19 protein-coding genes are annotated in these 22,075 nt (G+C 72.8%); 11 read left to right on the top strand and 8 right to left on the bottom strand.

All coding sequences use genetic code 11. The annotated features are described in order from the left end of the window. Positions 1 to 14: 14 nt before the first annotated feature. Complete coding sequence (locus J2S42_RS03565) at positions 15 to 695, bottom strand: TetR family transcriptional regulator (protein WP_307235151.1); 681 nt, start codon at positions 693 to 695, stop codon at positions 15 to 17. Here J2S42_RS03565 and J2S42_RS03560 point away from each other — a divergent pair. Next, positions 694 to 1,521, top strand: coding sequence for an SDR family NAD(P)-dependent oxidoreductase (locus J2S42_RS03560; protein WP_307235149.1), 828 nt, complete (start codon positions 694 to 696; stop codon positions 1,519 to 1,521). The genes J2S42_RS03565 and J2S42_RS03560 overlap by 2 nt on opposite strands. Before the next feature lie 93 nt (positions 1,522 to 1,614). Here the strand turns inward: J2S42_RS03560 and J2S42_RS03555 are convergent, their stop codons facing one another. Both J2S42_RS03555 and J2S42_RS03550 read right to left on the bottom strand, forming a co-directional pair. Continuing rightward, entirely contained in the window at positions 1,615 to 3,126 is a 1,512-nt protein-coding gene (locus J2S42_RS03555; RefSeq protein ID WP_307235147.1) for a GGDEF domain-containing protein, read from the bottom strand. A 142-nt stretch (positions 3,127 to 3,268) separates the two neighbouring features. Then, entirely contained in the window at positions 3,269 to 3,982 is a 714-nt protein-coding gene (locus tag J2S42_RS03550; RefSeq protein WP_307235145.1) for a GntR family transcriptional regulator, read from the bottom strand. 97 nt (positions 3,983 to 4,079) lie between these two features. Between J2S42_RS03550 and manD the strand changes: the two genes are divergently transcribed. From manD to J2S42_RS03530, 4 genes are all read left to right on the top strand, one after another. After that, positions 4,080 to 5,288, top strand: coding sequence for a D-mannonate dehydratase ManD (gene manD, locus J2S42_RS03545; RefSeq protein WP_307235143.1), 1,209 nt, complete (start codon positions 4,080 to 4,082; stop codon positions 5,286 to 5,288). A 69-nt stretch (positions 5,289 to 5,357) separates the two neighbouring features. After that, positions 5,358 to 6,083, top strand: a complete 726-nt coding sequence (locus J2S42_RS03540) for an MFS transporter (RefSeq protein WP_307235141.1) — start codon at positions 5,358 to 5,360, stop codon at positions 6,081 to 6,083. 78 nt (positions 6,084 to 6,161) lie between these two features. After that, entirely contained in the window at positions 6,162 to 6,329 is a 168-nt protein-coding gene (locus J2S42_RS03535) for a hypothetical protein (protein ID WP_307235139.1), read from the top strand. A 4-nt stretch (positions 6,330 to 6,333) separates the two neighbouring features. Then, the gene (locus J2S42_RS03530) at positions 6,334 to 7,074 is read left to right on the top strand and encodes an HAD family hydrolase (RefSeq protein ID WP_307235137.1); all 741 of its coding nucleotides are present in this window, start codon (positions 6,334 to 6,336) and stop codon (positions 7,072 to 7,074) included. Between the two features lie 5 nt (positions 7,075 to 7,079). Here J2S42_RS03530 and J2S42_RS03525 read toward each other — a convergent pair whose 3' ends face one another. The 3 genes from J2S42_RS03525 to J2S42_RS03515 form a co-directional block, all read right to left on the bottom strand. Beyond that, entirely contained in the window at positions 7,080 to 7,583 is a 504-nt protein-coding gene (locus J2S42_RS03525) for a hypothetical protein (protein WP_307235135.1), read from the bottom strand. 110 nt (positions 7,584 to 7,693) lie between these two features. After that, the gene (locus J2S42_RS03520; RefSeq protein WP_307235133.1) at positions 7,694 to 8,089 is read right to left on the bottom strand and encodes a hypothetical protein; all 396 of its coding nucleotides are present in this window, start codon (positions 8,087 to 8,089) and stop codon (positions 7,694 to 7,696) included. Positions 8,090 to 8,190: 101 nt separating this feature from the next. After that, positions 8,191 to 12,339 (bottom strand): AAA family ATPase, encoded by a 4,149-nt coding sequence (locus tag J2S42_RS03515; protein WP_307235132.1) that lies wholly within the window; start codon positions 12,337 to 12,339, stop codon positions 8,191 to 8,193. An 88-nt stretch (positions 12,340 to 12,427) separates the two neighbouring features. Here J2S42_RS03515 and J2S42_RS03510 point away from each other — a divergent pair, with 88 nt between their 5' ends. The 6 genes from J2S42_RS03510 (at position 12,428) to J2S42_RS03485 (ending at position 20,912) form a co-directional block, all read left to right on the top strand. Beyond that, positions 12,428 to 13,117, top strand: coding sequence for a response regulator transcription factor (locus J2S42_RS03510; protein WP_307235130.1), 690 nt, complete (start codon positions 12,428 to 12,430; stop codon positions 13,115 to 13,117). After that, the gene (locus tag J2S42_RS03505) at positions 13,114 to 14,451 is read left to right on the top strand and encodes a sensor histidine kinase (RefSeq protein ID WP_307235128.1); all 1,338 of its coding nucleotides are present in this window, start codon (positions 13,114 to 13,116) and stop codon (positions 14,449 to 14,451) included. Before J2S42_RS03510 ends, J2S42_RS03505 begins: the two co-directional genes overlap by 4 nt. Positions 14,452 to 14,514: 63 nt before the next feature. Further along, positions 14,515 to 15,237 carry an LmeA family phospholipid-binding protein gene (locus J2S42_RS03500; protein ID WP_307235126.1) on the top strand — a complete coding sequence of 241 codons (723 nt, stop codon included), beginning with the start codon at positions 14,515 to 14,517 and terminating at the stop codon, positions 15,235 to 15,237. After that, positions 15,234 to 17,339, top strand: a complete 2,106-nt coding sequence (locus J2S42_RS03495; RefSeq protein ID WP_307235124.1) for an MMPL family transporter — start codon at positions 15,234 to 15,236, stop codon at positions 17,337 to 17,339. The genes J2S42_RS03500 and J2S42_RS03495 overlap by 4 nt, the downstream gene beginning before the upstream one ends. Positions 17,340 to 17,414: 75 nt before the next feature. Further along, positions 17,415 to 17,624: an AfsR/SARP family transcriptional regulator gene (locus tag J2S42_RS03490; protein WP_307235122.1), complete on the top strand. Its 210-nt coding sequence runs from the start codon at positions 17,415 to 17,417 to the stop codon at positions 17,622 to 17,624. 315 nt (positions 17,625 to 17,939) lie between these two features. Continuing rightward, positions 17,940 to 20,912 carry a 3-keto-alpha-glucoside-1,2-lyase-like domain-containing protein gene (locus tag J2S42_RS03485; RefSeq protein WP_307235120.1) on the top strand — a complete coding sequence of 991 codons (2,973 nt, stop codon included), beginning with the start codon at positions 17,940 to 17,942 and terminating at the stop codon, positions 20,910 to 20,912. 46 nt (positions 20,913 to 20,958) lie between these two features. On the opposite strand, the gene J2S42_RS03480 is transcribed toward J2S42_RS03485, so the two are convergent. Both J2S42_RS03480 and J2S42_RS03475 read right to left on the bottom strand, forming a co-directional pair. After that, the gene (locus J2S42_RS03480) at positions 20,959 to 21,789 is read right to left on the bottom strand and encodes a TrmH family RNA methyltransferase (RefSeq protein ID WP_307235118.1); all 831 of its coding nucleotides are present in this window, start codon (positions 21,787 to 21,789) and stop codon (positions 20,959 to 20,961) included. Next, the gene (locus J2S42_RS03475) at positions 21,779 to 22,075 is read right to left on the bottom strand and encodes a hypothetical protein (protein WP_307235116.1); all 297 of its coding nucleotides are present in this window, start codon (positions 22,073 to 22,075) and stop codon (positions 21,779 to 21,781) included. Before J2S42_RS03475 ends, J2S42_RS03480 begins: the two co-directional genes overlap by 11 nt.

Here is a 22,075-nt window from a genome sequence, read left to right as displayed (position 1 = left end):
GTGAACGGTGGTGCTCAGGCGGTGCGGTGATCGCCCAGGGCGCCCATCGCCTGGTCGAGGAGGGTGGCGAGCGGGGTTCTGCCGGCCTCGGCCGTCCAGGCGTCGGTGGCCGCGTCGAGGCAGGAGATTGCGGAGGCGACGAGGGCGCGGGCGCGCAGGCCGGGGGCGGGGAGCCCGTCGGGTTCGAGGCGGCCGGCGATCAGCGGGACCAGCTGACTCTGCCAGCCGTGGGTCTTCTCCCAGCGACGGGTCATCAGAGCGCACGCGTCGGAGAGCAGCTGCATGACGTCCAGGGACGTCTCGGCGGCGTGCGGTGCGGTGATGACGTCGAAGGATCGGCGCAGGGCCGTCCAGGCGGGCTCGCCGGCGGGCCGGGCCGCGAGGGCGTCGGCGACGAGGTGGCCGTAGTCGGCGAATCGGCCGAGGACGACCTCTTCCTTGGTGCCGAAGTAGCGGAAGAAGGTTGTCCGTGACAGGCCGGCCTCGGCGGCGATCTGCTCGACGGTGGTGTTCTCGAAGCCCTGTGCGGCGAAGAGGCGGAACGCGACCTCGGTCACCTCGGCCCGCATGGCCGCTTTGGTTCGTTCGCGCAGGGAGGCCATGCCTGTATCTAACCACAGACCCGAAGTGGTACTTAGTTCCACGAAGATATACAGTCCCTTGAGACGACTCAGTTCCATCTTGGGAGTGTTCATGAGCAAGACCTGGTTCATCACCGGTACGTCGCGCGGGTTCGGCCGCCGGTTCGCCGAGGCGGCGCTGTCCCGCGGTGATCGGGTCGCCGCGACCGCGAGGGACGCCGGCGCGCTGGCGGATCTGGTGGCGGCGCACGGTGACCGGGTCCTGCCGCTGACGCTGGACGTCACCGACCGGGCTGCCGCGACGGAGGCGGCCCGGCGGGCGCACGAGCACTTCGGGCGCCTGGACGTGGTGGTCAACAACGCCGGATCCGCCCTGATCGGCATGGTGGAGGAGCTGATCGAGGCGGACGTGCGCGCCCACTTCGACGCGAATGTGTTCGGCACCCTGTGGGTGACCCAGGCGGTGCTGCCCTACCTGCGTGCCCAGGGCAGCGGGCACATCATCAACCTGTCCAGCTTCCTCGGCCTCGCCGCGTTCCCCAGCACCGCGGCGTACACCGCGGCGAAGGCCGCCGTCGAAGGGCTCTCCGACGCGTTGGCGCAGGAGGTGGCCGGGTTCGGCATCGCGGTGACCATCGTGGAGCCGGGGCCGTTCGGGACCGACTTCTCCGCGGTCGCCACCTACTCCACGCCGCTGCCCGCGTACGCCGGCGTGCGGGAAGCGGTGAACGCGGGCTTCGCGACCCTGCCGAACCCCGGCCCGGACGGTGTCGGCCCGGCGCTGCTGCGGATCGCCGACGCCGACGAGCCGCCGTCGCGGGTCTTCTTCGGCACCATGCCGCTGCAGGTCGTACCGCAGATCTACGCCGACCGGATCGCGACCTGGCAGCGTTGGGCGGACCTGTCCGCCGAGGCTGAGTCCTCGCCCGTGGCGAGCTGACCGCGGTGGGCCAGGCGTCGCCCACGTCACCGGCGCGACGTGAGTGACGCCTGGAGCACGGTGGTAGATCTCGCCGATGATCAGGATGAGGCGCTAGCCTGCCTGGCTCGCGCGGGCACGGTCGTCCGCGTCGCGTCGCGTGCCGCTGCCCATGTGCCCGCGCGGTGACATGCCGCCGTCCGGGACCGCGGTCCGCCCGCGGCCGTCGTTCTTCGCCCAGTACAGTGCCCGGTCCGCGTCCGCGACCAGCTGTTCCGGAACCTCGTGCCCGTCCCACAGCGCGACCCCGGCGGAGAACGACTGCCCGTACGGCGTGACCGTGCGCATCCGGTCGAGCAGCACCGCCGCCTCGTCCGCCGTGACGCCGGGCAGCAGCACGCCGAACTCCTCGCCGCCGTACCGCGCCAGGAGATCGCCGGGCCGCAGCCGCTCCCGCCACGCCGCCGCGGCCTCCTTGAGCAGGCGGTCGCCGGCCGGGTGGCCGTGCGTGTCGTTGTAGCGCTTGAAGTGATCGAGGTCGATCAGCGCGACCGCGACCGGTTCGCCGCTGCGCACCGCCTTGGCCATCTCGCGACTCAGCTCCAGGTCCCAGGCCCGCCGGTTCGGCAGGCCGGTCAGCTGGTCGTTGTGCGCCAGCGCGCGCAGCTGCGCCGCCTGGTCCTGCACCCGCGCGACCAGGCCGCCCATCCGGCACACGACCAGCAGGAACAGCACCGCGGAGCTGACCGCGATGGCCGGCCAGTCGATGGCGGCCGGGTCGGTGAAGCCCTGCACGGTCAGCACGGCCGGTGCCAGCAGCGAGGCAGCCGCGAGCAGCGTGAGCCGTCCGCGGGTGAACCGCTCGGCCCGGTCCGGCGCGACCTCGGACAGCGCCCGCATCGACGGGTGCAGCGCGGCCGCGCCCCACAGCAGGTACATCAGGATCCAGCCGAAGTCGAGCACGCCGTCGGTGTAGACGGTGAACATGTTGACGGCGGCGTAGCCGATGTTGCTGACCAGCTGCGCGCCGATCGCGGCCAGCAGCAGCCGGTAGCTGGTGGTCCGGGCGCCGGGCGTGGTCACCAGCCGCACCACCATGACGAGCAGGAGCAGATCACCGGCCGGGTACGCGAGCGCGACCAGCCGCTGCGCCGCGCTGAGCGATTCGTCCGCCGCGATCGGCCGCATCAGGAACGACCAGGCCAGCAGCGACAGCCCGGTGGAGACGATGGCCGCGTCCAGCAGCCCGGCACGGTCCCGCCCGGAGATACGTCCCTTGATCAGCCGGTACGCCCCGGCCGCGAGCAGCGGGTAGGCGAGCAGGTACGGCACGTCCGCCGGGGCCGGGAAGCTGTCCCAGCCGAGCACGAAGAACTGCACCTGGTAGACGACGTCGCCGATCGCCGACATCGTGAGCGCGGCGGCGAACAGGTACCAGGGCCCCACCCGTTCCGGCCGGTGCCGCCGGACGCCAACGATGATCATGGTGGCGGTGGCCAGCCCGAACACGTTGTACACGGCCCAACTCCACGGACTCTCCGCCGGCAGTGCGCGGTAGAGGGCTGCGACCAGCCCGCCTCCGAGCAGCCACCACTGCCAGCCGGCCACCCGACGTACGAGACTCATGGGTGCGTCATCGGCCGCGGGGCCGCGGATCTGAAGCACTCCGGCGGAGAGCCGCGTCACGCGCGGCTGGAGCCGGTATCGACGTGGGATGCCGGGTTGCGGCGAGGCCCGGGCGCCGCCTGGCCGCACGTCGGCACAGGCTCTAATCCCAGACCACGATGTTGCGGCGGACCGGGGTCGAGGTGCCGTTGGAGGCGAACAGTTCGGGGGAGCGCGCGCGGATGCGTTCCACGTCGGCGAAGACCGCGCGCAGGTGGTCGCGCATGGCGTCGCGGGCGGCGGGCAGGTCGCGGCGGCGGACCGCGTCGAGGATGGCGCGGTGCTGGTCCGCGTTGACCGCCGGTGGGGTGGCGTCGTGCAGGCCGAGCCGGCGGGCGCGGTCGAGGTGGCCCTTGGCGGCGCTGACCGTGGCCCAGGCCGCGCCGTGACCGCTCAGCCGCAGCAGGCCGTGGTGGAACTCCTCGTCGAGCGCGAAGAAGTCCTCGACCGTGATGCCGGTGCGGTCCTGGCGGCGCAGATTGTCGTCCAGCGACGCCAGCACCTCCGGGTCCAGGGCCTCCGGCAGGTCGTCGAGCGCGGTCAGCTCGACCGCCTCGCGGATGAACTGGGCGTCCGCGACGCGGACCGGGTCGACGCGCGAGACGAACGAGCCGACCTGCGGGAACACCTGGACCAGGCCCTCCTCGGCGAGCAGGATCAGGCTCTCCCGGACCGGCGTGCGGCTGACGCCGAGCGCGGCGGCCAGTTCGTTCTCGCTGAGTGCGGCGCCGGGCGGCAGCTCCATGGTGAGGACCTTCCGGCGCAGCGTCGCGTAGACCGTCTGCCGGTTTGTCCGTTTACGCCCGTCGGTCGCCACGGATCCCAGCATAGGTGACCCGAATGCTTGACTTTCTGGCCGACCACAACTTGTATACAAGCATCTGCTCACAAGCGCGTGACGAGGGAGTGATCCGGTGGCGACGATCGAACGGGTCGAGGTTCTGGTGACCTCGCCGGGCCGCAACTTCGTCACGCTGCGCATCACCACCTCGGACGGCGTGACCGGTCTCGGCGACGCCACGCTCAACGGCCGCGAGCTGGCCGTCGCCTCCTATCTCGAGGACCATCTGGCGCCGCTGCTGATCGGCCGCGACCCGGCGCGCATCGAGGACACCTGGCAGTACCTCTACAAGGGTGCCTACTGGCGGCGCGGCCCGGTCACGATGACCGCGATCGCGGCGGTCGACGTGGCGCTGTGGGACATCAAGGGCAAGGTTGCCGGGCTCCCGGTCTACCAGCTGCTCGGCGGGCGCTCCCGGGACGGCGTGCTGGTCTACTGCCACGCCAGCGGCACCGACGTCGAGGCGCTGCTCGACGACGTGGCCCGCTACCAGGAGCAGGGTTTCCACGCTATCCGCGCGCAGGCCGCGGTGCCCGGGCTGAGCGGCAGCTACGGCGTACGCAAGGGTCAGCTGTACGAGCCCGCGGCCACGAACCTGCCGGACGAGCAGGCCTGGAGCACGGAGGCGTACCTCGACGTCGCGCCCGGTTACCTGGCCAAGGTGCGCGAGCGGTTCGGGTTCGGCTTCCACCTGCTGCACGACGTGCACCACCGGCTCACCCCGATCGAGGCGGCCCGGTTCGGCAAGAGCGTCGAGGAACTGCGGCTGTTCTGGATGGAGGACCCGACGCCGGCCGAGAACCAGGAGGCGTTCCGGCTGATCCGGCAGCACACCACCACGCCGATCGCGACCGGCGAGGTGCTCAACTCGATCTGGGACGTGCAGGGGCTGATCACCGAGCAGCTCATCGACTACGTGCGGACCACGGTCGTGCACGCGGGCGGCATCACGCACCTGCGCCGCATCTTCGACCTGGCCGCGCTCTACGGTGTGCGGACCGGCTCGCACGGCGCCACCGATCTGTCCCCGGTGACCGTGGCCGCGGCCGTGCACGTGGACATCTCCGTGCCGAACTTCGGCGTCCAGGAGCACATGGGCCACACCGCGGAGACGTACGAGGTGTTCCGCGGCACGCCCCGTCTGGCGAACGGCATGCTTTACCCGTCCGACGAGCCGGGCCTGGGCATCACCTACGACGACGAGGTGGCCGCGCGCTTCCCGTACGACGCGAAGTATCTGCCGGTCGCGCGGCGCCTCGACGGCTCGATGCACGACTGGTGACGCGCGTGCTGCCCTCCCGGGCCACGATGACGGATCTCGCGCCGCCGGCCGCCCCGCTCCCGGGACACCGTGGCCGCACTGCGCGCCCAGGACCACCTCTACTCGGCGATCTTCTTCCCGGACGTCTCGCCCGCCATCGGCCTGATCGCGGCGATGGCCACCTACGGCGGCGGCTACGCGGCCCGGCTCGCCGGTGCGATCTGCTCCGGCCGGATGGGCGACCGGATCGGCCGCAAACGCGTCCTGTTCATCACGATCGCGATGATGGGCGCGTCCACCACGCTGATCGGCGTGCTGCCCACCTACGCCACGATCGGCATCCTCGCGCCGGTCCTGCTCGTCGTACTGCGGCTGATCCAGGGCTTCGGTGCCGGTGCGGAGATCGCGGGCGCCACGGTCATGCTCGCCGAGTACGCCGCGGTCCGCCGGCGCGGCCTGATCGCGTCGCTGGTGTCGCTCGGCACGAACTCCGGCACGCTCGCCGCGTCCCGCCTGTGGGCGGTCCTGCTCGCCGTGCTCACCGAGGAACAGCTGCTCGGCCGGGGCTGGCGGCTGCCGTTCCTGCTCAGCTTCGTACTCATGATCTTCGCGGTCGACGGACGGGACGCTCCGCGGCTTCTGCGGCCGCCGCGGATCCGGGTTGCAGTACCGCCGGATCCGGTGGGGCGCCCACGCAGGCGCACCGCGGAACAGAACGATCGATGTGCATCCCCACGGTGCCCGCAACGGCCACGCGGCCGGGGCCGCGACGATAGACGTACCCGCGGACCGTTTCCCCGCGCGCCCCGTCGGTGACCCACCCGGTCGCCGCGTTCCGCCGGCCGTTCCACGAGACATGGAAGACTTCCGGAAGGCAACTCGCGAAAGGCACCCATGGACACCCGGTCACTGACGACGAGAGAACGCGCGGTGCTCGACGCGCTGCTGAGCACCGACATCGACAACGGTGCGGCGCGGCGTGCCCAGGCCGTGCACGCGGTCGTGGTCGCCATGTGCCCCTCCGGCGACACCACCGCACCCGAACTGCCGCCCCCGGCCTGACGGCGTGGCCCTTCCTGCGGTGAACAACGCTGTCGAGGCGGTGCTGCTCGACCTCGACGGCACCCTGCTCGACCACGAGGGTGCGGCCCGGACCGCGCTGCGGGAGGCAATCGGCCAATGGTTGCCCCGCCTTTCCGCCGTGGAACGCATCCACGCCGTGACGGTGTGGCAACAGCTCGAGGCCACCCACATGCAGGCGTATCTGGACGGGACGTTGTCCTTCCCGGAACAGCGCCGGGCACGCCTTCGAGGACTGCTGGCCGCTTTCGATCCGTCCGGCGACACTCTTCCGGATGCCCGCGCCGATCACCTCTTCGCGATCTATCTGAGGCGCTACGAAGCGTCCTGGTCCGCGTACGAGGACGTGCATCCCGCTCTCGGCATGCTGCGCCGCCTCGGCCTCGACGTGGCGATCTTGAGCAACGGCGACCGCCGCCAGCAGGAGTCCAAAGTCGCGGCCCTCGGCGTGGCCCCACTCCCGCAGCTGTTCACACCGTCCGAGGTGTGCGCCGCGAAACCGGCACCGGAAAGCTTCCTCCGCGCCTGCACGGCGATGCGCTGGAACCCCGCACGCGTGCTGTACGTCGGCGACAACCTGCACACCGACGCGGTAGCCGCAACTCACGCCGGCCTCACCGGATGCTGGCTTGACCGGCACCACTCCGATGCCCCGGCACTCCCGCCGGGCGTCATCCGCGTCAGCAGCCTCACGGCCCTGCCGATCACCCCCCACCGAGGCGGTTGATCCGCTCAGCGGCGCCGGCGGGCGGGCCGTTCCGCCCGGTTCGGTGCGACGGCGGGAACGACCCATGGCCGCCGCGGTCTGACCGGCCGCCTCGGGTCCGGGTTGTGGCGCCGCCAGATCCGGTAGAGCACCCAGGCGAATCCCGCGAGCAGCGCGGCCGGGCACAGCATCAGAGGAGACCGACTGGCGCGCAGCCCCACGGTTCCCGCACCGACGACCGTGCCGGGATCGCGACGGTTCACGTAGACGCTGACCGTCTCGTCGGGCTCGGTGTCGTCGGGGATCCATTCGGTATGCGTGTACCGGCGTTCGCCCTCCCACATGTACGTCAACGCGTAGTCGCGCTGGTATCCGGGAGCCCCGTAGACACTCAGCACCGTCGCGCGGACGTGGCCGCCGCGCAGCGTCGTCTCCAGGTAGACGGTCAGGCCGAACGCCTCCGCCGCACAGAAAGTCAGCGCGACGAGAGCCGCCGTCACCGCACCCAGCCGGGTCTGCGTCGCCCACACGCGGACATTCTGACCGCACCGCGCAACCGCCGACACGAACCGGTGCTGTCGGCCGGTGACACCGCCGAGTTCGACAGGAGGGTGCCGCGCGGCATGCGTACCGGTGGTTCCTACCAGAGGGTGGCTGGTCCCGCGATGACCCAGCCGTCGTCGGTGGGTTTGACCCAGAAAGACAGTTCCACCTCGATGACCGTGCCGTTGTGGAGGATCCTGATACTGACGCGGCTTCCGGTGGGCTCCCACGTGAGATCGTCCACGGCCTGTAGTTCTGCGAGCCAGGACAAATCCTGTTCCCACGTGCCTGAGGCCGGGCTGCGATCCGATCCGTCCGCGTCGGTCTCGGCCCCGACCGAGCCGGTCCATAGCGCCTTGGCCACGTGCCGGACATCCGTGGCATCGACCAGCTGTGCGGCCGCCGGGAGATTCCCGGCGCGCAGGAGGTCGAAGTACCGGCGGACAGTCTCCTCGATCTCGGCGGTGGCCGGCCGGTTCGTCCATACCTTCACCGTCGAGATCGTATCGGCCGGGCAGATGATCCGGTCCAGACGGCCGGTGGCAGCCGGTCGTGGGCGGTCACGTAGTGCCGGGTGAGGTCGTACCCGGCGGGTCAGGGGCAGCCGGCCGGGCGCTCGCGGCCCGCGGCCGCCTCGGCCGGGACCAGGACCCGGCAGACCGAGTCGAGCGCCGCGGCCGGATCCAGGTCCCAGAGCCCGGCCGTGTTGTCCGCGGAGGCCGTGACCAGCAGCTCCGGCGTACGGAAGGTGATCGCGGCGACCAGGTTCACGTGCCCGGTCAGCTGCGCGGTCAGCGTGCCGGTCGCGGCGTCCCACAGCCGGATGGTGTTGTCCACGTCGGTGGCCGTGGCCAGCGTACGGCCGTCCGGTGACCAGGCCACCGCGATGATCATGCCGGGGTGAGTGCCGAACGTGCGCGGCGGCCCGCTGCCGTCGGCCGCGTAGATCTGGATGTGCCGGTCCACGCCGCCGACCGCGACCTGCCGGCCGTCCGGGCTGCGGTCCGCGTCGACGATCTGCCGGGTGCCGACCGGATGCGCGGACAGCCGCAGCAGGTTCGCGACCCGCCAGGTGACCAGCTGTGCGGCGGTCGGCCGGTCGAGTTCGCCGGTCACGTTGACGATCGCGCTGACCGTGCTCCCGTCCGGGCTGAACAGCAGGTCGGAGACGCTGTCGCCGCCGGTGTCGAGGGTGCCGCGCGGCTGCAGCGTGCGCATGTCGACCAGCATCGTCAGGCCGGTGGGGAAGCCGTCCTCGTCCGGCGGGCCGGAGCCGGTCGCGGCCAGCACGGAGCCGTCGGGGGAGAACTCGATCTCCACCGGTGTGCCGAACCGGTCCGCGCCGCCGACCTTGACCTCGCCGCGCACCGTGCCGTCCGGCGCGCGGACCTGCACGCGCCCGTCCGAGGTGGAGATGGCGATCGTGCCGTCACGCGCGATCCGGAGGTCGTGGGCCGGAAGTCCGGTCTCCTCACGACGTACCGTGGCGTGGGTTTCGATGTTCGTGATCGTGAACGTGCCGTCCCGGGAGACCGCGGCGACGCGCGGGCCGGTGGGGTCCGGGACGGCGTCGACCACCGGCCGCGGGTGGAAGATCCAGTTGTCGCCGCGGCGGAACACGGCGGTCGGCGCCTCGGTGCCGGAGACCACCACCACCCGGCCGTCCGCGGAGATCGCGGCCGTGTTCGGCGCGCCGGTGAAGCCGACGAAACCGCGGTTCTCCAGGCCGTCCGGCAGCGGCCACGAGTTGAGGTGGGCGCGCTGCTCGGTGCCGAACGTGAGCAGCCGGTTCGTCGGCGTGATCACTAGCGGGTCCGGTGCGCGGGAGCGGGCCGGGTCGGTCAGCGTGGCGATCTGGGCGCCGCCGTCGACGCGCCAGGTGCGGATCACGCCGTCCGTGCCGTTCGTGACCAGCACACCGCCGGGGGCGAGCGCGACCCGTACGGTGTCGGGCACGGTCATCAGCCGGACGCCGTCACGGATCCGCCAGACCGCCGCACCGCGCCGGTTGTCCGCGACCGCCGCGTACGCGCCGTCCGGGCTGACCGCGAGGTCGAACGGCACCAGGTCGCCGATCCCGAACGACAGCGTGCGTGCGCCGGTCTCCGCGGTCCAGCCGCCCATCTGGTGGTCGCCGGTGACGTCGGTGCGCATCGCGACCAGTGTGCCGGTGCCCGGCAGCCACGCGGCGGCGCCGAGCGCGGGCAGCCGGTGCCGCAGCGTACCGGCGGGCACGTCCCAGATCTGCACGCCGTTCTCGACCGGCACGCTGATCGCGAGGTGCCGTCCGTCCGGGGAGAACGACAGCGACAGCACCACCTGGCCGGTCGCGGCGACCAGGTCCGGCCCGGTGCGGGTGAGCGTCGCGGTGTTCCACAGCTCCACGTGGCCGTCGACGTGCCCGACCGCGATCAGCGAGCCGTCCGGGCTGACCGCGGCCGCCGGACCGCCGAAGCCGGTGCCGAGGCTGCCGGACGCGCTGGTCATCTGCGCGGACAGCAGCGCGCCGCGGGCCTCCGCGGTCGGTGCCTCCGCCCACGCGGCCACGGCCCGGCGCATCGCGGTCAGGTCGTCGCTGCCCAGCGTGGTCAGCGTCTCCATCGCCAGCTGCCGGGACACGGCCTCGCGCCGCCGCTGCTGGGCGTCACCACCCTGGTCGACCGCGACGACGACACCGGCCACGGCCAGCAGCAGCGCCACCCCCAGCGCGGAGGCCAACACCCGCAACCGGTGGGTACGCCGTCGGCGTGCCCGCTCCGCGACACCGGCCGCGGCGGTGCTGGCCTCGAGGTAGTCGCGGTAGACGTCGGCCGGCCCGGGCGTTCCCGCGTCCGCGGGTGTCACCGGCGCGGCACCGGCGACCGGCGGTGGCGCGGTGCCACCGGCGGATCCGGGCGCACCGGTCAGCTCGCGCGCCGCGGCCAGGCGGGCGCCGCGCAGCAGCAAATCCGGGTCGCGGCCGGACGCGTGCCAGTCGTCGGCCGCGTCGCCCAGCCGCTGCCGCAGCAGCAGGTCCTCGCGCGCGGTGGCCAGCCAGTCCGCCAGCCGCGGCCAGCTGGTCAGCAGCGCCTCGTGGCTGATCTCCACGGTGTCGTCGCCCGCGGTCAGCAGCCGCGCCGAGACCAGCAGCCGCAGCACCTCGGGGTCGATCGAGCCACGCGGACCGCGCCGGCGCACCGGCGTGCCACCGGCCGCGATCGTGACCAGACCGAGCATCGCGGTCCGCAGCCGCTCCCGGCCGCCCGGATCGAGGCTGAGGTAGATGTTCTCCGCGGTCTCCGCGACCGCGTGGTGGATGCCGCCGGTCGCGCGGTACCCGGCCACGGTCAGCCGCAGCCCCTCGCGCCGGACCCAGGTGGCGTGCAGCGCGTGCGCGAGCAGCGGCAGCGTCCCCGGCTCGTACCGGTGCCCGGGTGTGCCCGGCGCGGTCAGGTCGCGCAGCAGCAGCTCGGTCAGGCCCGGCTCGACCGCCAGCCCGGCGCGCGCGGCCGGCTCGGTGACCACACGGCGCAGTTCCTCGTCGCCGAGCGGCTCGACCACGGTCAGCCCGGCCGCCAGCATCCGCGCCAGCGGCGGCAGCTCGGTGCAGGCCGCGTAGAAGTCCGCCCGGACACCGATCACGACCAGCGCGGGTGCGGCACCGGCCAGCGCGTCCGCGAACGAGATCCGCTCGGCCGGGTCCGCGCACCGGGTGAACAGCTCCTCGAACTGGTCCACCACGATCACCGGCCGCTGCCCCTCCGCGGTCAGCCGCCGGATCGTGTCCCGCCGGCCGGCCGAGGTGCCGGTGGCGGTGAGCGCGGCGATCCGCACCGACAGCTCGGTCAGCGGGTGCTCGCCCGGCGTCATCAGCACCCACGGCCACGCGGTCGCCTCCGCGCCGAGCCCGCCGGCCGCGATCGCCGGGAGCAGGCCGGCGCGCAGCAGCGACGACTTCCCGGCGCCGGAGACGCCGGTGACGACCAGCGGCGGCCCGCCGACCCGCTGTTCGGCCAGGCGCCCGAGCAGCATCGCGGTCTCCCGGTCGCGCCCGTGGAAGAACGGCGCGTCCTCCGGCTGGAAACTGCTCAGCCCCGGGTATGGGCAGACCGCGTCCGCCGCCGGGACCGGCTGCTCCGGCGCCGCGCCGGACGAGCGCAGCTGCGCGTACGCGATGAGCTGCCGCCGGATCCCGTCGAGGCGTGCGTGCAGCTCCACGCTCTGCACCGCCAGCCGGTCCTGTACCTGGTCCAGCACCCGCCGCGAGTCCGCGACCATCCAGCGCAGCTCGCCGATGTCCGTGCCGAGCACGGTGAACGCGGTGACCAGGTCGTCGCGCCACCGGACGTCGTCGGCCGCGACCGCGGTCAGTGTGGTCTCTACCGCGTCCACCGTGCGCAGCAGCCGCGCGACCTCGGCCCGCAGCGCGCGCCCGTTCTCACCGTCCGAGGCCAGCAGCGGCTCCAGCTCGGCCGCGATCGCGGCCCGCCACCGCTCCTCCGACGGCGCCGGCCGCCCCTGGAACCGGCGGGCGGTCCGGGTCAGCGTGTCGGTGAGCACGCCGACGCCGATGCCGCCGATCTGCCCGAGCGCGGCCGCGAACGCGGCCGGCAGCTGCAGCGCGACCGCGGCGACCGGCGCGATCGCGGACGCGGTGACCAGCGCGAGCACCGCGTACGGCCCGGCGCGCTGCGCCTGCCGGCCGGCGTCGCGCACCCAGGCACGCAGCCCCTGCCGGGCCCGTTCGGCGGCGTGGTCGTCCACACGTGACATTGAAGAGGGTGCGCGCCACTGTGGCAATGGGCCGAACTCTCATCCGGTTCACACGTAACCGTGATGTCATGGCCGCATCATGACCGCCCGCATCCTCGTCGTCGACGACGCGCCGAACCTGGTGGATCTCCTCCGTACCGTGCTGGAGTTCCACGGCTTCACCGTGCATGCGGCGACGAGCGCGGCCGGCGCGGTCGAGGCCGCGTCCGCGTACCGCCCGGATCTGATCCTGCTGGACGTGATGCTGCCGGACGGCGACGGCATGGACGTGTGCCGGCGGCTGCGCGCGGCCGGGTCGGACGCCGCGATCGTGTTCCTGACCGCGCGCGACGCCCGCGCGGACGAGGTCGCCGGGCTCGCCTACGGCGGCGACGACTGGATCACGAAGCCGTTCGACATGGACGTGCTGCTGGCCCGCGTACGTGCGGTGCTGCGCCGGGCCCGCGCCGCGCCGCCGGAGCGGGACCCGACGCTGCGGTACGCCGACCTGGAGCTGCACCCGGACACGCTGGAGGTGCGCCGGGCGGGCCGGGAGGTGCGGTTGTCCCCGACCGAGCTGCGGTTGCTGCGCTACTTCCTGGAGAACCCGGGCCGGGTGCTGTCGCGCGCGCAGATCTACCGGGCGGTCTGGGAGTACGAGTTGGACGCCGGTTCCAACGTGGTGGACACTTACGTCGGGTATCTGCGCCGCAAACTCGATCCGCTCGGCCCGCCGCTGCTGGTCACGCACCGCGGCTTCGGCTACGCGCTGCGGGCGGCCCGGCCGTGACGCTGCGCCGTTCGCTGCTGCTGGCGATGACCGGGCTGACCGCGCTCGGCCTGCTGGTCGTGACCGGCACGGCCGCGGTGGTGCTGCACGCCTATCTGATTCACCGCACCGACGACCAGCTGCGGGCCGCGGCGGAGCTGGCCCGGCACCGCTATCAGCTGGACACGCTGCCGCCGGAACGCCGTCCGCAGACGGTCCGGGAGATCATCTCGCCGACCGAGTTCCTGATCGAGGTGCGCGGTGACCGGATCGGCACGCTACGCCTGATGGGCACGGTCCCGCTGCCGTCCCGCCCGCTGCTCGACCGCGCCGACCCGGACGACCCGGACCCGCAGAACGTGGCCGGCTTCCGCGCCGTGGTGGTCCACGATCGCGGCCTGACGATCCTGGTCGCGTTGCCGCTGGACCGGGCCGGGGACACGGTGACCCGGCTGGCCGTGGTCGCCGCGACCACCTCGCTGGCCGTGCTGGCCGTGCTCGCCGTGTTCGGCCGGTGGCTGCTGATCCGGCGGCTGCGCCCGCTCGACGAGATCGCGACGGCCGCCACCGAGCTCGCCGACGGGCACCTGGACCGGCGGGTGCCGGATCCGCCGCACGGCCCGCGGACCGAGGTCGGGCGGCTGACCGGCGCGGTCAACGGCATGCTGTCCCGGATCCAGGCCGCGCTGGCCGCCCGGGAACGCTCGGAGGCGCGGATGCGCGACTTCGTGGCGGACGCCTCGCACGAACTGCGCACGCCGGTCACCGCGATCCGCGGTTATCTGCAGCTGATCCGTACCGGCGTGGTGGATCTGAACGACCGGCCGGACGTGCTGCGCCGGCTGGAGCAGGAGGCGAACCGGATGAGCGCGCTGGTCACGTCGCTGCTCTACCTGGCCCGGCTGGACGCGGAGCCGCCGGTCCGGCACGGGCCGGTCGATCTGGCCGCGCTGGCCCGGGACGCGGTCGCGGACGCGGCCGCGGTGGAGCCGGACCGCCCGCTGACCGTGGCCGCGCCGGACCGCTGCGTGCTCACCGGCGACGAGGACTCACTGCGCCGGGTGCTGGCGAACCTGCTCGGCAACGTGCGCGCGCACACGCCGCCGGGCACGGCCGCGCGGGTCACGGTGACGGACTCGCCGGACCGGGTCCGGGTGGCGGTCACCGACGACGGGCCCGGCCTGGACGCGGCGGCGGCCACGCACGCGTTCGACCGGTTCTGGCGGGCCGGCGCCGCGCGTTCCGGGCCGGACGGCGCCGGGCTGGGGCTCGCGATCGTGGCCGCGGTGGTGCGCGCGCACGGCGGCGAGACCGGCGCCGACGGCTCCACCGTGTGGTTCACGCTGCCGCGCTGATCTCACGACGAACTCTCATCCTGCTCGCACCGGCCCGGCATCCGCGGCTGGTGGCATGTCGCGGTGCCCAGAAGACCTTCGAAGACCGTGATCGTGGCCGCTGCCGTCGCCGCACTGGCCGCGCTCCTCGTGGCCGACCGGGTCGCGGCGGCCCTGGCCGGTGACCGGCTGGCGGCGCGGCTGAGCTGCGCGGCCGGGACCACCGGCGACGTGGACGTGACGGTCCGCGGCTTCCCGTTCCTGACCCAGCTGGTGCGCGGCGAGTTCGACGGCGCCGGCCTGCGCGCGGACCGGGTGACGGTCCGCGACCTGACGCTCGATCAGGTGCGCGTGGAGGCGCGCGGCCTGCGGGGCACGTCCGTGGACGCACTGACCGCGAGCGCCGTGCTGCCGTACACGGTCCTGTCCGGCCGGGGGCTGCCCGGCGCCGAGTTCGGCGGGGACGGCGGCCGGCTCACCATCACCACGTCGGTGCCGGTCCGCGGTCTGACCATGCCCGCCACCGTGTACGCGGACCTGGCCGTGGACGGCAACGGGCTGACCGTCACGCCCGGCGAGATCGAGCTGACCGGCCTGGGCCTGCGCGTGCCCGCGTCCCGCCTGCCGGACGGCCTGGCCGCCGCGCGCACGGTCCCGCTGCCCACGCTCCCGGACGGCCTCGCCTACCAGCGGATCTCCGCGACCGCCGGCGGCCTGCTGCTCACGGTGGCCGGCACCGGCCTCGACCTCGGCGCCGGCCGCGACGACGACGACAACGACAACACCTGTGGGGGTACGGACGGATGAGCACGATCGAGAGCGGCGCGATGCACCGGGTGATGACCCGGTGCGGACGCTTCACCACCCGCCGTCCGTGGCCGGTGATCGCCGCCTGGCTGCTGCTCACCGTCACGGTCGCCGCGCTGGTGCTGGCGTTCGGCCGGCCGGTCGACGAGGACGCCACGCTGCCCGGCAGCACCGGCCAGCACGGCCGCGACGTGCTGGAGGCGCACTTCGCCGGTGCGGGCAACGCGACCGGCCAGGTGATCCTGCGCTCGGCCGGTGCGCGCCTGGACGACCCCGCGGTCGCGGCCGGGATCGCCCGGTCCGCGGACCGGATCCGCGCGGTGGAGCACGTCGACTCGGTCGGCCCGCCGGTGCTCGGCACGGACGGCCGCACCGGGTACCTGGACGTGGCGCTGGACGTCGGCCCGCAGGAGCTGACCCGGGCGACGACCGTGGACGTGATGGACGCGGCCGCGACACCCGGCCTGGAGACGCTGCCCGGCGGCGCGCTGACCCGCGCGCGGAACAGCACCGGGCACAGCGAGCTGATCGGCGTCACGGTCGCGCTGGCCGTGCTCGTCGTCGCGTTCGGTGGCCTGGTCGCGGCCGCGCTGCCGCTCGTCACCGCCGCGATCGTGCTGGTCGCCGGGATCGGCGCGATCGGCCTGGCCGGGCACCTGACCGGCATCCCGTCCGTGGCGACCACGCTCGGCACGATGATCGGTCTCGGCGTCGGCATCGACTACGCACTGTTCCTGATCACCCGTTACCGGGCGCTGCTGGCCCGCGGGCGCGACGTGCGGGACGCGATCACCGAGACCGTGGCGTCGTCCGGCAGCGCGATCGTCTTCGCCGGCGGGACCGTGGTGGTGGCGCTGTGCGGGCTGGGCGTGGCCGGCATACCGATCCTGGCCACGCTCGGCTGGACGGCCGGGCTCGTCGTGGTGGTCGCGGTCGCGTCCGCCACCACGTTGTTGCCGGCGCTGCTCACGCTGCTCGGCACGCGCGTCGACGCGCTGCCGGTGCGCCGGGCCCGCGCCGGGCGCGAGTCCGGGTGGGGCCGGCTGGCCGGCCGGGTGATCCGCCGCCCCTGGCGGTACGCGCTGACCAGCGGCCTGCTGCTGCTCGCGCTGGCCGCGCCCGCCGCGGCGATGACGCTGGGCCAGACCGACGCCGGTGACAAGCCCGTGTCCTCGGCCGAGCGGGCCGGATACGACGCGATGGCCGCGGCGTTCGGGCCCGGCATCAACGGACCGCTCACCGTGGTCGCCGAGCTGAGCCCGGCCGCCACCGGACCGGGCGACCCGCGGCTGGCGGCGCTGGCCGGCGCGGTGGCGGGCGTGCCCGGCGTGGCGCGGGCGAACCCGCCCCGGCTGGCCCCGGACGGGCAGGTCGCGTCCGTGCGCGTCATCCCGGACACCGCGCCGTCCGACCCGGCCACGCTGGACACGGCCGGCCGGCTGGCCGCGCTGGACGTAGCCGGAGTGTCAGTCTCGGTCACCGGGCAGACCGCGATCCGCGGCGAGCTGGCCGGCCGCGTCGCGGACCGGATGCCGCTGGTGATCGTGGTGGTGGTGCTGCTCAGCGGCCTGCTGGTGTTGGTCGCGTTCCGGGCGCCGGTGGTCGCGGCGAAGGCGGCGCTGATGAACCTGCTGTCCGTGGCCGCGGCCTACGGCGCGCTGACCGCGGTGTTCCAATGGGGGTGGGGCGCGGCGCTGATCGGGCTGGACGGCCCGGTGCCGATCGAGGCGTACGTACCGATGATGCTGTTCGCCCTGCTCTTCGGACTGTCCATGGACTATGAGGTCTTCCTGCTCACCGCGGTCCGCGAGCATTGGGACCGGACCGGGGACAACCGCCGCGCGGTTCGGGACGGCCTGGCCGAGACCGGTGTGGTGATCACCTCGGCCGCGCTGATCATGGTGTGCGTGTTCGCGAGTTTCGTGCTCGGCGACGAACCGGTGATCAAGATGATGGGCCTCGGCCTGGCCGTGGCGATCGCGGTCGACGCCACGGTGATCCGCGGCCTGCTGGTCCCGGCCGTGATGACGCTGCTCGGTGACGTGAACTGGTGGACGCCCCGCCGCCGGGCCGCGGCCGTGATGCCGGAGCGGGCCGCCTGATACGGACTGTCCGGAATCGAACGCTCTGATCTCCCGGCCGGGTTCCGATGGAAACCCGGCCGGGTGCAGCTTTTCGTGCTGGGACCCTTGACGGTGCGTTACGGCGGGCGGGACGGGTTGATGCCGGGCGCGAAGGCGCGGACCGTGCTCGGGCACCTGGTCGCGCACGCGGGGCACCTCGTGACGACGGACGCGCTGATTGCCGAGGTGTGGGCCGGTACGCCACCGGCCACGGCCGCGAACACGCTGCCCGGCCGGGGCCGCGGTCATGTGTGCTCGACGTAGTCGCGCGCCGAGATGTCGCCGAGCATCCAGCGTGCCGCCTCGCCACGAGGAGCGCCGCGGCGAGGCGGTACAGCGGTGTCATCGATACCTCCACGGTGGTGAGTGGACGTGCTCCCGCACCGTCCGCGTGCCGCTGGAGAACCGCTGGAATTCCGGGTGAGAGCACCTGGACCGCGGGCATCTGTCCTGTTTGACCGTACTTTTGAACGGTCCGGGAAAAAGTTGAATCCGCACGATCGAAAGATATAGACGTACTGACGGAAGTGCTTCAGGATGTTCACAGCCCTGAATCACACCCGTAACCCGGGAGCGCAGATGAGAAAACGTCTGTCCGTGGCCGCCGTGATCGTCACGAGTCTGATAGCGACGCCCACACCGGCGTTCGCGGTCGACCCGCCAGCGCAGGAGCCGGGGGTGACGCTCCGGACGTACGACATCGGGCTGCCGCTCAGCAAGGTCTGCGAACTCAAGCCGGGGCAGACGCCCAACGTGGACAAGCTGATGCCCACGATCGACTGGTCCACCGACGCCGACTTCGGGCTCCAGTCCAACTTCGTCACGCACGCGATCGCGAACCTGACCGCGCCGTCCGCCGGTGCCTACACGTTCCGGCTGACCAGCGACGACGGCTCGAAGCTGTACGTCGATGACAAGCTCGTCATCGACCACGACGGGCTGCACGGCGTCGATCCGCCGAAGGAGGGCACGATCGACCTGACCGCGGGCGTGCACCCGCTGCGGATCGAGCACTTCGAGCGGGACGGCGGCCAGGAACTGCGGCTCGCCTGGCGTACCCCCGGCGCGGGTGAGTTCGTGACCGTGCCGAACAGCGCGCTGACCACGGACGCGGGCGTGGTGCGGGTGACCGCGCCGGGCCGCAAGGAGTGCGTGTCCGGCACCGACACGCCCGGCGACGGCCTGCCGCTGAACGCGGTCAACCCCGGGTACGACCTGGCGAACCTGCGCCCGCCGGGCTTCGAGCCGCAGGTGAGCGGCATCGCGTGGCGGCCGGACAAGAAGATGGTGATCACCACTTGGGGCGGGTCGGACACCGTCGCCGGCGAGGTGTACCTGGTCGAGAACGTGACCGGGAGGACCGGGCCGGACAGCGTCACGTACAAGAAGATCGCCGACGGGCTCAAGGAGCCGATGGGCGTGGCCGTGGTCGACGGCATGGTCTACGTGTCGCAGAAGCACGAGTTGACCGAGCTGCGCGACACCAACAAAGACGACATCCTGGACACCCGGCGGACCGTGGCCACCTGGCCGTTCGGCGGCAACTTCCACGAGTTCGCGTTCGGGCTGCTGTACCGGAACGGGAAGTTCTACCTGAACCTCTCCGTGTCGATCAACTACGGCGGCGCGACCACCGACCCGCAGCCGGTCGGCGGGCGTGGCACGCACATCGTGGTGGACCGCAAGAGCGGCGAGGTGACCGCGGTCGCCGGCGGCCTGCGCACGCCGAACGGCATCGGCTGGGGACCGAACAACTCCATCTACGTGACCGACAACCAGGGTGGCTGGCTGCCGTCGTCGAAGCTGATCAAGATCCAGGACGGTGCGTTCTACCACCACTACATGAACCCGGACGGCCCGTTCGACGCGAAGGCGCCGACCCGGCCGGTGCTGTGGCTGCCGCAGAACCAGATCGGCAACTCGCCGAGCACGCCGGTGCTGCTGGACTCCGGGACGTACCGTGGCCAGCTCCTGATCGGTGACGTCACCTACGGCGGGCTGCAGCGCGCCGCGCTGGAGACCGTCAACGGCGTCGAGCAGGGCGCGGTGTTCCGGCACACGCAGGGCCTCGAGGCCGGCATCAACCGCGTGTCGGTCGGCCCGGACGGCGCGATCTACGTCGGCGGGCTCGGCGCGGACGGCAACTGGGGCCAGGAGGGCAAGCTCCGCTTCGGGCTGCAGAAGCTCACGCCGAACAAGACCTCCGTCTTCGACATGAAGACGATGAAGGCGGTCGAGGGCGGCTTCAAGCTCGAGTACACCGAGCCGCTGTCCGACGCCACGATCGCGAAGCTGCCCACGGCGTACCAGCTGGAGCAGTGGCGGTACGTGCCGACCGCGCAGTACGGCGGCCCGGAGGTCGACACCGAGACGCTCCAGGTGACCGGCGCGAAGGTGTCCTCCGACCGGAAGACCGTCACGCTGACCGTGCCCGGCCTGCGCCGCGACCGCGTCGTCCACCTGCGCTCGCCGCGCCCGTTCGCGGCCCAGGACGGTGAGACGCTGTGGAGCACCGAGGCGTGGTACACGATGAACGAGCTGCCCGGCAAGAAGGTGCAGCAGGTCTACTACGAGGCCGAGGAGGGCAACCGGGAGGGCGGCGCGTCGCTGGCCACCGACCACCGCGGCTACTCCGGCATCGGCTTCACCGCCGGCTTCGGCAAGCTCAACGCGTCCACCACCGTGCACGTCAACGTGGACAAGGCCGGCGACTACGCGGTCGGGCTGCGTTACTCCAACGGCCCGGACCCGTTCAGCGGCACCAAGACGGTCAGCGTGCACGTCAACGGGCGCAAGGTGAAGCAGGTGTCGCTGCCGTCCACCGTCACCTGGGAGGAATGGGCGACCGTCACCGAGAAGCTCAACCTGCGCAGGGGCGCCAACACCGTCCAGTACCGGGTGGACGCGCTCGACACCGGCCACGTCAACCTCGACCTGATCAGCGTCCGCGAGTGGAACGGCAAGCGGGTCACGCTCTTCGACGGTACGGCCGCGTCGCTGGACAACTGGCAGCACACGGACGGCCGCCGTCCGCAGTGGCCGGTCCTGCCCGCGGCGAAGGCGACCGAGGTGTGCTGCGGCGACCTGCGCACCAAGGACGCGTACGGCGACTACAAGCTGCACGTCGAGTTCAAGGTGCCGCTGCTGCCGCCGGACGTCACCGGCCAGGACCGCGGTAACAGCGGCGTCTACCAGCAGGAGCGCTACGAGCTGCAGATCCTCGACTCGTTCGGCGACACCACGCTGAACAACAACGAGGCCGGCGCGATCTACCAGCTGAAGCCGCCGGACGTGAACGCGGCCACCGCACCGGAGACGTGGCAGACGTACGACATCACGTTCCGCGCGGCCCGCTACGACGCGGCCGGCGTCAAGACCGAGAACGCGCGCATCACGGTCGTCTGGAACGGCAAGAAGATTCACGACAACGTGGAGATCCCGGCCGGTACCGGCGGCAACATCCCGGAGGGCCCGTCCACCGGCGCGATCCGCCTCCAGGACCACGGTAACAAGGTCCAGTACCGCAACATCTGGATCGAACCGGCGCGGTAAGGACATGGCGTGAAAGGTCCCGGTGGCATCCTGCCGCCGGGACCCTTCAGTAACCGGATCGCCGCTGGCGTGCCGATTCGTACAGCGCGACGGTCGCGGCCGCCGCCGCGTTCAGGGAACTGGCGGACCCGGACATCGGGATCCGGACGAGCCGGTCGCAGGCCGCCCGCCAGCCGGCGCTGAGACCGGTGGTCTCGTTGCCGATCACGAGCAGCGTGGGCTGCGTGAAGTCGTACCCGGCGACATCGAGCGGGCCGTGCTCATCGGTCCCCACGACGCGTACGCCGGCACCGGCGGCACGGACGTCCGCGACCCAGGACAGGACGTCCTGGTGCGTGGGCATCCGAACCACGGGAAGCGCGAACAGTGAGCCGGTGCTGGCCCGGACCGCCTTCGGGTCGTACACGTCGGCGGCGTGGCCGGTGACGATGACGCCGGAGGCGCCGAACGCGTCCGCGGACCGGATCAGGGTCCCGACGTTACCGGGGCTGGTGGGCCGGTCGAAGACGACGGTGAGCATGGCCGGCCCGGCCGGGATGCGGCACAGGTCGTCCTCCGGCAGCGCGACCACGGCCAGCAGCTCCGGCACCGTGTCCGCCTTGCCGCCCAGTTCGTGCATCAGGTCGCGGGAGACGGCGACGGTCTCGGCTTGGACCGTGTGCAGGGTCTCGCGTGCCCAGCCGGACAGCGCGGCGCCGTCGTCGTGGAGCAGCTCCCGCACGTGCCACCCGTGTGCGACGGCCATGGCGATCGGGCGTACGCCCTGCACGAGGAACTCGCCGCGACGCCGGCGCGTGGCCCGGTTCCGCAGGAGGGCCGCCCACTGCTGGAAACGCGCGTTGCGGACGCTCACCCGCCGGCCGCGGCTACCGGTCACCGTCGAGATCCGGATCGTCCAGGCCGGGGCCGCGGCGGATCGCGCGCTCGACGGGTGAGTGCGCGCCGTCGCCGCGCTCCGGTTCGTACGGTGCGGCCGGCAACAGCGGCGGCTGGGCCAGGAAGCGCGGCCGGGTCCCGTGGTGCGGCTGTGCCGCGTGTCCCAGGGACGGATGGCACAGGAACACATCGCCGGGTGACCCGGGGGCGAGCGCGAGTGGCCGGTGGGCGGACGCCGCGGTCAGCTCCGGCGCGAGGAAGCGGGAAATCAGGGTCGGGCCGTCCAT

It is taken from the genome of Catenuloplanes indicus (genome assembly GCF_030813715.1).
Classification (GTDB): domain Bacteria; phylum Actinomycetota; class Actinomycetes; order Mycobacteriales; family Micromonosporaceae; genus Catenuloplanes; species Catenuloplanes indicus.
Note: the sequence above shows the minus strand (reverse complement) of the source record. Positions and strands in the feature narration are given on the sequence as shown.

Bases quoted from the DNA above. Each gene is read 5' to 3' on its own strand.
- J2S42_RS03565 (WP_307235151.1), bottom strand. From the start codon at position 695: ATGAACACTCCCAAGATGGAACTGAGTCGTCTCAAGGGACTGTATATC.
- J2S42_RS03485 (WP_307235120.1), top strand. From the start codon at position 17,940: ATGAGAAAACGTCTGTCCGTGGCCGCCGTGATCGTCACGAGTCTGATA.
- J2S42_RS03495 (WP_307235124.1), top strand. From the start codon at position 15,234: ATGAGCACGATCGAGAGCGGCGCGATGCACCGGGTGATGACCCGGTGC.
- J2S42_RS03560 (WP_307235149.1), top strand. From the start codon at position 694: ATGAGCAAGACCTGGTTCATCACCGGTACGTCGCGCGGGTTCGGCCGC.
- J2S42_RS03510 (WP_307235130.1), top strand. From the start codon at position 12,428: ATGACCGCCCGCATCCTCGTCGTCGACGACGCGCCGAACCTGGTGGAT.
- J2S42_RS03555 (WP_307235147.1), bottom strand. From the start codon at position 3,126: ATGAGTCTCGTACGTCGGGTGGCCGGCTGGCAGTGGTGGCTGCTCGGA.
- J2S42_RS03475 (WP_307235116.1), bottom strand. From the start codon at position 22,075: ATGGACGGCCCGACCCTGATTTCCCGCTTCCTCGCGCCGGAGCTGACC.
- J2S42_RS03535 (WP_307235139.1), top strand. From the start codon at position 6,162: ATGGACACCCGGTCACTGACGACGAGAGAACGCGCGGTGCTCGACGCG.